Source organism: Clostridium pasteurianum DSM 525 = ATCC 6013, from assembly GCF_000807255.1.
Lineage (GTDB): Bacteria > Bacillota > Clostridia > Clostridiales > Clostridiaceae > Clostridium_I > Clostridium_I pasteurianum.
Genome location: NZ_CP009268.1, coordinates 1,144,522 through 1,155,798, shown reverse-complemented (window position 1 = coordinate 1,155,798; position 11,277 = coordinate 1,144,522). Strand labels below are relative to the sequence as shown.

11 protein-coding genes and 2 pseudogenes are annotated in these 11,277 nt (G+C 30.0%); 2 read left to right on the top strand and 11 right to left on the bottom strand.

Annotation, left to right across the window (positions count from 1 at the left end; all coding sequences use genetic code 11):
* Position 1: 1 nt before the first annotated feature.
* Complete coding sequence (locus CLPA_RS05215) at positions 2 to 961, bottom strand: substrate-binding domain-containing protein (RefSeq protein WP_003444570.1); 960 nt, start codon at positions 959 to 961, stop codon at positions 2 to 4.
* Positions 962 to 1,045: 84 nt separating this feature from the next.
* Positions 1,046 to 2,308 (bottom strand): hybrid sensor histidine kinase/response regulator, encoded by a 1,263-nt coding sequence (locus tag CLPA_RS05210; RefSeq protein WP_003444572.1) that lies wholly within the window; start codon positions 2,306 to 2,308, stop codon positions 1,046 to 1,048.
* Between the two features lie 669 nt (positions 2,309 to 2,977).
* Here CLPA_RS05210 and CLPA_RS05205 point away from each other — a divergent pair.
* The gene (locus CLPA_RS05205; protein WP_003444576.1) at positions 2,978 to 3,184 is read left to right on the top strand and encodes a TOBE domain-containing protein; all 207 of its coding nucleotides are present in this window, start codon (positions 2,978 to 2,980) and stop codon (positions 3,182 to 3,184) included.
* A gap of 137 nt (positions 3,185 to 3,321) precedes the next feature.
* On the opposite strand, the gene CLPA_RS05200 is transcribed toward CLPA_RS05205, so the two are convergent.
* From CLPA_RS05200 to CLPA_RS05175, 8 genes and pseudogenes are all read right to left on the bottom strand, one after another.
* The gene (locus CLPA_RS05200) at positions 3,322 to 4,308 is read right to left on the bottom strand and encodes a serine hydrolase (RefSeq protein ID WP_003444578.1); all 987 of its coding nucleotides are present in this window, start codon (positions 4,306 to 4,308) and stop codon (positions 3,322 to 3,324) included.
* A gap of 353 nt (positions 4,309 to 4,661) precedes the next feature.
* The gene (locus tag CLPA_RS05195; protein WP_003444580.1) at positions 4,662 to 5,561 is read right to left on the bottom strand and encodes an aldo/keto reductase; all 900 of its coding nucleotides are present in this window, start codon (positions 5,559 to 5,561) and stop codon (positions 4,662 to 4,664) included.
* A gap of 18 nt (positions 5,562 to 5,579) precedes the next feature.
* Complete coding sequence (locus tag CLPA_RS22090; protein WP_143756659.1) at positions 5,580 to 5,792, bottom strand: DUF2178 domain-containing protein; 213 nt, start codon at positions 5,790 to 5,792, stop codon at positions 5,580 to 5,582.
* Positions 5,789 to 5,968: a hypothetical protein gene (locus CLPA_RS05190; protein ID WP_003444582.1), complete on the bottom strand. Its 180-nt coding sequence runs from the start codon at positions 5,966 to 5,968 to the stop codon at positions 5,789 to 5,791. Before CLPA_RS05190 ends, CLPA_RS22090 begins: the two co-directional genes overlap by 4 nt.
* A 165-nt stretch (positions 5,969 to 6,133) precedes the next feature.
* The gene (locus CLPA_RS05185) at positions 6,134 to 6,829 is read right to left on the bottom strand and encodes an ABC transporter permease (protein WP_003444584.1); all 696 of its coding nucleotides are present in this window, start codon (positions 6,827 to 6,829) and stop codon (positions 6,134 to 6,136) included.
* Positions 6,830 to 6,896: 67 nt separating this feature from the next.
* Positions 6,897 to 7,615: pseudogene (locus CLPA_RS05180) on the bottom strand (LytR/AlgR family response regulator transcription factor).
* 73 nt (positions 7,616 to 7,688) lie between these two features.
* A pseudogene (locus CLPA_RS21615) lies at positions 7,689 to 7,784 on the bottom strand (helix-turn-helix transcriptional regulator); the annotation flags it as partial.
* Entirely contained in the window at positions 7,784 to 8,542 is a 759-nt protein-coding gene (locus tag CLPA_RS05175; protein WP_003444586.1) for a Fic family protein, read from the bottom strand. The gene CLPA_RS05175 and the pseudogene CLPA_RS21615, both read right to left, overlap by 1 nt.
* 233 nt (positions 8,543 to 8,775) lie before the next feature.
* On the opposite strand from CLPA_RS05175, the gene CLPA_RS05170 reads away from it, so the two are divergent.
* Positions 8,776 to 9,051, top strand: a complete 276-nt coding sequence (locus CLPA_RS05170) for an RNA polymerase sigma factor (protein WP_003444588.1) — start codon at positions 8,776 to 8,778, stop codon at positions 9,049 to 9,051.
* Between the two features lie 114 nt (positions 9,052 to 9,165).
* On the opposite strand, the gene CLPA_RS05165 is transcribed toward CLPA_RS05170, so the two are convergent.
* Entirely contained in the window at positions 9,166 to 11,112 is a 1,947-nt protein-coding gene (locus tag CLPA_RS05165; RefSeq protein WP_003444590.1) for a molybdopterin-containing oxidoreductase family protein, read from the bottom strand.
* Positions 11,113 to 11,277 lie beyond the last annotated feature (165 nt).

The following is an 11,277-nucleotide window of genomic DNA, read 5'->3' as shown; positions in this document are numbered from 1 at the left end:
TTTATTTATTTTTCCATTTAGCTATGTATCTATCTACATTTTCCGGAGTAACCAATTCATTTTTGATACTTATTGTCTTTTCTACATTTTCACCTTTAGCTGCTTTGATTGCAGTGTCTATGCTAGCTTTGCTTAGTTTTTCTGCATCCTGAAACACTGTAACAGCTAGTTTCCCACTTTTTACATATTGAAGTGAATCAGGAGTAGCGTCTATACCACCTACAGTTATCTTTCCCAGTTTACCTGCTGCTTCTATAGTATTTAATGCCCCTATGGCCATTTCATCGTTATTAACAGCTACACTATCAATCTTCTTGCCAGATTCAATCCAATTTTCCATTAATACCGTACCTCTAGCTCTATCCCATTCAGCTGACTGCTCTGCAACAATTTCCATATCAGGATATTTTGATATTACTTCATGGTAAGTTTCAGTCCTCACTCTCTGGGCTCTGTCCTCCCTTGGTCCCATCATGATTGCAACATTACCCTTATAATTCATCCTCTTTGCAAGATATTCCATCTCTAGTGTAGCCGCTTGTTTTGAATCTGGAGCTATATAACTTACTGCATCACTTTGATTTTCAAAGGGAGTCATAAGGCTTATAATTGGAATATTAGCAGCTTTAGCTTTATCAGTTATAGGCTTTGATGCATCTATATAAACAGGAGCAACAATTATTACATCTACCCTCTGTGATATAAAGTTTTCAACCTGTGACAACTGTGTATTGGAATTTTTCTTTGCATCAGCAAATATCACTTCAATATCCTTTAAAGATTTAGAGTAATTTTTCATTTCATCCAGTAAATAAGATGCATACTTATCATTAGCATTAGCTATAGCAACACCTATTCTAATCTTATTGCCGTCTTTTGCTGTATCTACTCCTATATTTATACATCCGCTAGATAGGCATACTGTCATAATAGCAAGTATTATTAATAAAAATTTTTTCATTAATTTTATCTCCTCTGTATAGTTTTGTCTAAAGTAATACGGCAGCTATGTATATTCTTACTATTAATATAAATTTTCAATAAATCAAAAATATATATCAGAAAATTCTACATCAATTTTTTTAATTATAGTACTGTTGCTATTTATAGCTCGGTTTTGTTCAGTTTCTTCAATATTTACTTCTATGATAGGAATTTTAATGGTAAATTCACTGCCCTTTTGATATTCACTCTTAACCTGTATACTTCCACCGTGCATTTCCACTAAAGATTTCACAAGACTAAGACCTATTCCACTACCCTCGCAGTTTCTTGTAAGAAGGTCGTCCACTTGTTTGAATCTTTGAAATATCACTTGCTGTTTATCCTGTGGAATTCCTATACCGGAATCTTTTACACTAATTTCAACAAAGTTATTTAAAACTTTTACATTGACAAATATATTTCCACCCTTAGGGGTAAATTTTATTGAATTAGATAAAAGATTAAGTATAATCCGCTCAATTGCATCTAAATCACAGGACAAATATAATTCTTCAACATCAGTATCAAATACTACTTGTATATTTTTTGAGGCGGCATAATTTACAACTGAAAGTACAACTGATTCTACTACTTCAACAATATTACAGGTTGAAAATTTAAGAGTAAAATTACCGGAATCCATTTTTGTAATATCTAATAAATTGTTAACCAGCCTTACAAGCCTATAACAATTTTGAATTTGAGTTTTTATATTTGATTCCATCTTTTCCTTATTTAAAACCTTATCATTTTCTATATAATATTTTATCATCTGAGATGATCCAAGGAGAATATTTAAAGGAGTCCTAAATTCATGAGATATATTTGCAAAAAAAATATTTTTAGCTTCATTGGCTGCCTCGGCCATTTCCTTTGCTCTTGTTAATTCTTTTGCTTGTTCCTGCAATATTATGTTTGTTTTTCTCTCCCTTTCAATTAGTTTTAAATATACATTTATTCTATTTATAAGTAAAAAATCATCAATGGGCTTGGTTAAATAATCTACGGCTCCTATTTCAAAACCCTTCTTCTTAAACTCTTCACTAATATAAGCACCCGTTAAAAATACAATTGGAATGTGTTCTGTTTTTTTTCTTCCCTTTATAATCTGTGCCAATTCAAACCCATCCATCTCTCTCTTCATATGTACATCTAAAATAATTAAATCTACAGAATTTTTTATAAGTTCCTGCAGGGCTTTTTTTGGAGTATCTGCAATTAACACATTGGCATCAATATATTCTTTTATAAGCGTTTTCAAAGTAAATAAATTATTTTGATTATCATCAACCACTAAAATTGTATACAAATTAGTTGTATCCATTCCATAAATCCCTTCCTTATACATCATAAGCTTTAATTTAAAATTAATAATAAAAGATTCCCTATTTTTTACTTTACTTATGAATTATAGCATAAAATTCTATGATTATACAGGCTTTTATACAGTTTTCTATAACATAATCATTTCATGGTATATATACATATATTTTTTACATAAGTTGCAATTTCATCGTAATTTTTTGCTTTTAAGTTAACTATTTTTGCTGCTTTATGTTGTAAACTATGAAAATTCTCAATACATTAATTTCTTCATTTATATAAATATTTATTGATTTTATAAACATAATAATAACAGTTGCTCATTACAAACTGATATATTCTGTAATGAAGTTACATGGAAAAATATCAGTTTAACATTTTATTAACAAATTATTAACTAAACATTTACATCATTACATAACTAATTAAAATTAACTTTAAAAACCACTTTTAATGGTATTCTACTTAAAAATGTATATTATGACACCCTATAAACTTATAAATTAGCACTTGAAATCATTAATAACTAATAATAATAAGCAATAATAAATATAAACCATAACTTGAATTAGCAGAATATTTTTGTATAATAATAACTATAAAGAACAAAACTAAAAAAAAGTAAAAAGCAAGTGGACTAAAATATAATAAAAATTAGGAGGAGTTAATTATGAGTATAAGTGCAAGAAATCAATTAAAGGGAAAAGTTGTAGGTTTAAAGAAAGGTGTCGTAACTGCTGAAGTAGTTCTTGAAATTGCTGGAGGAAATAAAATCACTTCAATTATATCTCTTGATTCAGTTGAAGAACTTGGTGTTAAAGAAGGTGCAGAATTAACTGCTGTTGTTAAATCAACTGATGTCATGATTTTAGCTTAATTATCACAGTATGAGTTGAATACTTTCTGTAAATATCTTTTTAATCTCATAAAAATTTAGTTTGTATAAAAAATAGTCCCTATGATATGATAATCACTATTACAGGGGACTATTTTCGTTAACAATTTCATTTAGTATTATTTTTCATTTTGATAATCATATATTAACTTAGATATATGTGCAATTACTTCATTTGTATTAGAAACTCCCTCTGTATATATGGATATTATATAGGGTTTATTTGTATATACTATTCCTACATCATTTACATAATTGCCATAGTTACCAACTTTATGTGCAACTATATTAGTATTTATATACTTATCCAGTCTATCATGAAAGTCTGTTTTTTTCATTATATCTATTATATGCAAATAATAAGAATTACTATCTTCGTTTTCATATAATTTTCTTAATATGCTTGTTTCCTGAGATGCTGTGATATAATTACCTGAATGATTTGTAGCAGTTCCTAATTTTTTATCTACTAAATTTCTAAAATTCTCATAGCCTATTCTTCTCATGATCATATTAGTAGCTATATTATCTGAATGAATTATAGAATAATCGGATAGAGTAGCTGTAACATAAGATTTGTTAGATAGATTTGTATCTTGAAGAATTCCTGTTCCCTCTTCATAGTCTGCCTGTGTATAAGTCAGCTGTTCGCTTTGAGATGCTTGTCCATTTGCAAACATATCTGCCAATATCATATTCAATTGTACTTTCACAGTACTTGCTGCTAAAAATGTCTTATCAGAATTTATATTTATAGATTCTCCGGATGTTACATCATAGTAACTTAGGCCTATATTATTAATATTATTTCCCAAATATTTTTTTATTTCATTCTCTAATTTCTCTTTTTTTGCCTTTAGCTGAGCTTCCTTAGCAGCTTGAAGTTCCTTTTCTTTTATCTCAAGCTGCTCTTCCTGTGTGCTTTCACTATTACTTGAATTATTGTCTTCAACTTTATTTTCTGATTGATTATTTTTTGACTTATCAGTAGCTGCATTAATTTCAACTGTATTAGTTTTTTCATAATCAGAATTGGCTAAAACCTGTTGTGGTATTACAATTGCCAGTATTATGAGTAAAAAACCACCTAGTTTTACAAACTTCATTTTATACCTCCACACATAAGCTATGATTTTATTAAATACAAAAGCAGTCGTTAAATTCACGTATTCATATTACTTTTATTTAAATAAAGTGCTTTGTAAAATTAATCATATTATTCTTTTGTAAATCTTAATATTTATAAATTTCATAACTATAATAATTATCACTTCATTATTTACAGTATAATTTCAATTTGCCTTAAAAATATCAAGATAATATGTGAAAAATATGTGAAAATATATTTATATTTTATATGATGCTCCTATCTTGGTAAATCATATCTAAAATCGGATATATTCTTGAATAAAGATCTCTAAATATCTAAGTCAAGGATACTTAAAAACCTATTTAGCTACTATACTATATCCAAACTTACTTTTCTAGTTGGTGCTGGAAAAGCTTTATCCAGTTCAAATAATTCATTTTCTGATAATACAATAGAAGCAGCTTCTGCATTTTTCAGTACATGCTCTACCTTGGCAGCCTTTGGAATGGCAATTATATCTTTTGATCTAAGACACCAAGCTAGTATTATCTGCAGAGGTTTTACATTATGAGCTTTAGCTATCCTATTTACTGATGAATTCTTTAGCAGTTGTGTTCTAAGTGATCCCCCCTGAGCAACAGGGCAATAAGCCATAATAGGCATTTTATGTATTCTTTGCCATGGCAATAAATCGAATTCAATTCCTCTGGAGCCTAAGTGATATAAAACCTGATTGGTAACGCAATTACTGCCATCCTCACACTCCCATAACTCTTTCATATCTTCTGTATCAAAATTTGAAACTCCCCATCTGAGTATTTTTCCTTGTTTTTTCAGTTTCTCCATACCCGTTATAGTTTCTTCTAAAGGTACATTTCCTCTCCAATGCAGTAAATACAAATCCAAATGATCTGTTCCAAGCCTTTTCAGACTATTTTCACAGGATTTAAATATATTGTTAAGTCCTGAATTATGAGGATAAACCTTGGATACCAAAAATATACTGTCCCTTATTCCCTTTATAGCTTCTCCTACTAAAGCTTCAGATCTTCCACTGCCATACATTTCTGCAGTATCTATAAGTGTCATTCCAAGTTCTATGCCTAGTCTTAGCGCAGCTATTTCTCTTTCTCTGTCATTTAATTTTTCACCTAAGTACCAGGTTCCTTGACCTATGACTGGAACCTTGGTCTTATCTGGCAATTCTACTAAAAGCTTTCTGTTTACATCTGCTATTTGCTCTATTTTATTTTTATCTATTTCAATCATAATTTTACAGTTCGATATTCAAAACTTACGTCTCAAATATATACTAAACCCAATTCGTAAAATACTACTAACTACTATATACCCGATAAATATATTACCATAGCTATTCATTCCCAAAGACGTAAACACAGTATATGCTAACAAACTACAAATCATCATCACATCCAGCGTAATACTGGATGATTTAGCAGCTATAAACTGATTTCTTTCATCAAAGGCCGCATTATTTATCCGCTGTAAAGCCTTACATTTTTCTCATTGCTCTGCACTTTAAATGTTATCAGAGAAAATAGTATTCCAACGCCTAGCATAGCAAAACCAAGTATATTCATTCGATGAAAAATCGCACAATTATTCTGAAATATAACTCCTAATATTAAAAATATTATTCCCAATAAAGCCATCATACTATAAAAAAAAGCCTTCTAAAATTACTATTCATATATTACTCTCCCTCATAATGGAAGAGGGAGAACCTCAATCATCTTGAGCTTCTCCTTTATTATTATTTATACATATTTTTTCTAAATACATGATTATATAACTGCTGACTTAATATGTTGATGTTCTAACTATAATACTATATCTTTTTTACTAATAATAACTACAATAAGCAATGAAAATATTAGAATATATATACAAGCTGTTATAGGAAAAGTTAAAATATTATGAGCACTTGATTTACCAATAAACTGATATGCATACATCCCTCCTGAAAATGTAAAATACATTATATTTTTTATACTCATATCCAGTATAACCATAATAAAATTAATTCCAATTCCTAACCCTATTACAGCTCCACTATTATTAATAAATAATGCAATGAAACTTATAACTGTAGAAAATGACAACAAAGGTAATATGATAATAGCATAACATTTCACATTATAAATAAAATTATTTATAATTTCTCCTTTATCCCCTAATCCAAATACAATTGTACCTACAATGTAACTTGCAATAAAACTTATAACCATAAATATTAATGCATATAAGGCTATAAATAAAAGTTTGCCAATTATGAAATCACTCTTTTTTATAGGTGTCATTAGAGCAAATTTCATAGTTCCATGAGTGTAATCTTCTGTAAGTGTTTCTGCTATAACTAGAACCATAAAGATTGGTACTATAGGTTTCATTACCATTCCAGAGAGAGTTTGAACTAAAAAGTTTTTTGCATTTATGCTGCTGTCATTAGCTCCAATAGTAGCCATAATAACTATACTTACAATTAAAATAGCTAGATATGTATTGATATGCAGCATAAGACACTCATTAATACAGATGGTATAACAAGATAAAAGAAAAATTTATTTATGAAAGTTAAAAATGTCATGATAAAAGCCCACCCTTATACCTAAAGGAAACATAACATTCTTCTCCATTTACCATAATAATTTTATTGTTTTTTATATCAATTTCTTCGATCTTATCTTTATTAACAATATATGATTTATGACACCTGTAAAAGTTTGAAGTAAGCTTTTTCTGTATATCCTTCAAATTTCCATAGAATTCAAATTGTCTATTTTCCTCATGGACCCTTATTCTATGCGCTACGCCAGTAGTTTCAATAAATAAAATATCACAGAGTTTAATATTTATTATTCTAGTATCTTCCTTTATGGAGATATATCCTTCTTTATGATTTCCTTTGTAGTAAGTATTGTAAGCCTTTAAAAGACAACTTTCTATCCTTTGTTTAAAATCATAATCTTCTTTAATCACGTAATCCATGGCTTCTACTTTATATTTAAATGCTAAATAACTCATTTCTAAATGTGTAGTAGTAAATATTATAAAGCCTAAGGAATCTAATTCTCTAATTTGTTCTCCTAGCCTTATACCATTCATATTATTCTTCAAATCTACATCCAAAAAATAAATTCCTGTAATATGTTTTTTTTCTATATAATTTATTACTTCCCAGGTTCTCCTGTACAAAGAGCTGCATCTAAATCCAGTTTTTCTCTCAAAATAGTATTTTCAACAAGTTGTTTCAGTTTAGTCCTGTGGACTGAGTTATCCTCACAGATTATTACTTTAAGCATATTGTTTCTCCTCAATTATGATTATGATTTTATTATACCATAACATAAGTTAAGTTAAATTATGTCCATAATTCTAATCAAAATAAAATAAATCTTCAAATTTTTTATCCAATGCAACACATAAAACAAGAGCAAGTTTTGCCGTTGGACAAAATTGACCTGTTTCTATTAATCCAAAAAGTCTTTCAAATTCTTTACTTTTAAATTATAATCCTTAATCCATGTTTTGTAAGCTTGACTATCTAAAAAATCAACCATTTTATTTATTTCCTGGGTTTCGTTGAAATATTCTAATGCTAAATAGTATTCTTCTCTATCATTCTCAAATAGAACAATTGGCGGAAGATTATTACCTATAAGCAGATAGTTAAGCAGCATTCTCCCTACTCTCCCATTGCCATCTGCAAAAGGATGTATGGTCTCAAACCAACAATGGAAATAACTAACTACTTTTAAAACATTATTATCATTTATCTGTATATCATTAATTTCTTGAATTAATGACTTTAAATTTTCTTCTACCTCTAATGGACTAACACCTACATCATGTAATCCAACTATGTAATCACCTTTTTTAAATTGTCCCGGTTTTTCACCTTTCTTTAACAAATTTTCTGTGAAACAATCTTTCATTAAAACATAGTGAAAATTTTTAATTAAGTCAATGGAAAGTTTTGAGCTATTTTCTTCACCTAATTTTATAATATTTCCGCAAAGTTTTTTATGGTTTTCAATCTCTTTAATTGTCTTCTTATTTCCTGTGAAATCTGTAACTTTCTCTCCTCTAAAAACAGTTTCAACGTCCCTAAGTCTTGTTTCATTGTTTTCTATCTTATTTGAAGAATATGTAAATTTCAAAAAGAATCTATTTAATAAATCCTTAGTTTTCCCTTTTCTCCACACCTTCACTGCCTCATCATACAACATCTTCTAGCCTCCTATTTAACTATTATTAGTTAAAATATAATATAGATTATATCACATATTTTAACCTACCTTCTTATAATAAATTACTTTTTCTGAGATAATTGTATTATAGATTTTTAAAATTTGATTTATAAATCATACAGGTGTATATCATCTATTTTTAGATTAATTATAAAAAAATGTGACTATTCTCCATTCCCGTTCGTGTTATGTATGAGAGGAGGTTTTATTTTATGCACAAACTACTACAGCAGACAGACAATAATTTTTCAGAGAAGTACAGTTTTTACGGTAATATGCTTTTTAGAATTTGTATGGTTTATCTTGGTAATAAAGAAGATGCAGAAAAAGCTATGCAAGAAACCTTTTTAAAACTTATGTATAAAAGTCCACAATTTGCTGATGATGAACATGAGAAAGCTTGGCTCATCAGAATAAGCACCAATATATGTAAGGATATGCTGCGAAGTGTTTGGCACAAACGGGTTGTAAAAATGGAAGATATTTAAATTTATCACCAGGGTTCTTCAGATATTCATATTATTAGAAACGTACATGGATTTATGTAAATCAAATCTGTGTGCGTTCTTTATATATATCTAGTAATAATTAGAAACAAATTTCTATCTACCATACATTTTTCGCACAATTACCCTTGTCTCATAATAAGGCGTACCAGCTCCTACTTTTGAAACCAATGGTCTTGTAAGCTCATTTACATTACGTTTAGCCTGACCCCAGCCGCCTCTTGGTATGACTACTAAATCTCTTCTCTGAGTTTTATCAAATTTAGCAATACATTCTATAGATCCAAACTGATTTTCCACAATACATTTGTCTCCATCTTTTAATCCAAGTTTTATTCCTTCCTCTTGGTTTATCTTCATAGGCAGCAGTTCTTTCTGTTCACTTAAGGTCACCTCAGAACACAGCCACTCTCTTGAAGCAATTGACATTAATTGATATGGATAGTCCTGATCCCTGCCCTTTGGCAGTTCAAATTCTTTCATAAGCTGAAACTTACCTGTAGGTGTAGGAAATTTTTTATCTTCATAGGGAACCTTTGGAGCTTCTGGATTATTAGTTCCCCCCTGGAATATTTCTTCTAAGGATATTCCCCTTTCTATAGTTGGCTTCATAATAATTTTCAGCCATTGATCTAAAGGCTTCACATATTCATTTGCAAAATCAAAACGCTTGCCAAGCTCCATAAAAATATGAAAATCTGATTTACATTCACCAACAGGTGATATTGCTTGGTTTAATGGTCCAATAAAATCATGACCATAAGCTGCTACTATGTCCTTTTCTTCCAAAAATGTAGTAACCGGCAGAAAAATATCAGCTAAAATTCCCGTATCATCTAAAAAATGTCCTGCCACTACTAAAAATGGAATTTGTGAAAGAGCTTTTTTTACAGCATTAGCATCAGGCAGCATTGAAACTGGATTTCCTGCAGTTATCATCGCTATTTCTATTTTAGGATCAGCTTTATTAAGTTCCTCTCCTAAGAGTTGCATATAAAATTTTCTTCTCTTTGGCTGAAGCTGATCTCCCCATATGTTCCAATCATAGGGTGCATATTCCTCAAAGCCCTGACTTACTCCTCCTCCAGATACTCCTATAGAACCTGCGGCTGCCCCCAGTGCATCAATTGCTCTCAGGGTTGTGTGGGCATATTCCCACCTATGTAATCCCCAACCAAGTACAAAAGCAGTTGGTTTCATATGCTTTATCACCTCTGCTGCCTCTAAAATCTGCTCCACAGGAACATCGCATAGTTCAGAATATTCATCTACGGTATGTGAATATACAATCTTCTTGTACTCTTCATAATTTATACAGTGTTCCTTCAAAAACTCCTTATCTTCCGCTCCCTCATCATGAAGAATTCTCGATAGTGCCAAAGCTAAATAGGAATCACTCCCCGCCTTTGGTTTGATGTGCATAGAACACAATGGAGCTGTTTCCGTGTTAACAGGATCAATTAATATTACTCTGCCTCCCCGCTTTTTTATATTTGTCATCCTTGACAATAGATTAATTCCCGTAGCCGCTGGATTTCTTCCCCACAAAATCATGGAATTACTATTGCCATAATCTCTTGGATCATGGGATATCCTATTCCCAAAATCCAAATCTTGAGAACCTTGGCCTGTCCCACCACAAATAGTTCCCTTTGTAATTGTAGTATTGCCTAATAAGTTAAAAAATCTTCTATTTACTAATTTAAGAGCTGTTCTGGCACCAAACCCCTGATAATAAAGTATGGATTCTGGCGTTTTCACTTTGCATATTTTTTTCATTTTATCAGCAATTTCATCTAAAGCTTCTTCCCAGGAGATACGCTTAAATTTCCCATTTACTTTTTTTAATGGATGCAGCACTCTCTCTTTATTATAAACCCTCTCCAGATAATGACTGCATTTTATACAGCTTCTTCCCTCATTAATAGGATGTTCTTTATTTCCAGTTAATTTTACTACTCTATTATTTTCAACTACAGCCAGCAATCCACAGGTATTTGGACAATCTCTTGTACAGGTTGTTTTAATTATCTTTTGTTTCATTTACATCAACCTTTCAAATTCAGTATATCCACTATAAATTATATTATAAATTATATTTTTATTCTCCTTTAGTACTGTTTTATAGCGTTATGAAAAGTTATACCCAATTATGAACTATTTTTATTGAAGCAAGTTCTTAATTCAGGTGAGGATTCTTTTATCCCA

What these genes read in the sequence shown, in the direction of transcription:
- CLPA_RS05215 (WP_003444570.1), bottom strand. Translation starts at nt 961, where the DNA reads ATGAAAAAATTTTTATTAATAATACTTGCTATTATGACAGTATGCCTA.
- CLPA_RS05210 (WP_003444572.1), bottom strand. Translation starts at nt 2,308, where the DNA reads ATGGATACAACTAATTTGTATACAATTTTAGTGGTTGATGATAATCAA.
- CLPA_RS05205 (WP_003444576.1), top strand. Translation starts at nt 2,978, where the DNA reads ATGAGTATAAGTGCAAGAAATCAATTAAAGGGAAAAGTTGTAGGTTTA.
- CLPA_RS05200 (WP_003444578.1), bottom strand. Translation starts at nt 4,308, where the DNA reads ATGAAGTTTGTAAAACTAGGTGGTTTTTTACTCATAATACTGGCAATT.
- CLPA_RS05195 (WP_003444580.1), bottom strand. Translation starts at nt 5,561, where the DNA reads ATGATTGAAATAGATAAAAATAAAATAGAGCAAATAGCAGATGTAAAC.
- CLPA_RS05190 (WP_003444582.1), bottom strand. Translation starts at nt 5,968, where the DNA reads ATGATGGCTTTATTGGGAATAATATTTTTAATATTAGGAGTTATATTT.
- CLPA_RS05185 (WP_003444584.1), bottom strand. Translation starts at nt 6,829, where the DNA reads ATGCTGCATATCAATACATATCTAGCTATTTTAATTGTAAGTATAGTT.
- CLPA_RS05175 (WP_003444586.1), bottom strand. Translation starts at nt 8,542, where the DNA reads ATGTTGTATGATGAGGCAGTGAAGGTGTGGAGAAAAGGGAAAACTAAG.
- CLPA_RS05170 (WP_003444588.1), top strand. Translation starts at nt 8,776, where the DNA reads ATGCACAAACTACTACAGCAGACAGACAATAATTTTTCAGAGAAGTAC.
- CLPA_RS05165 (WP_003444590.1), bottom strand. Translation starts at nt 11,112, where the DNA reads ATGAAACAAAAGATAATTAAAACAACCTGTACAAGAGATTGTCCAAAT.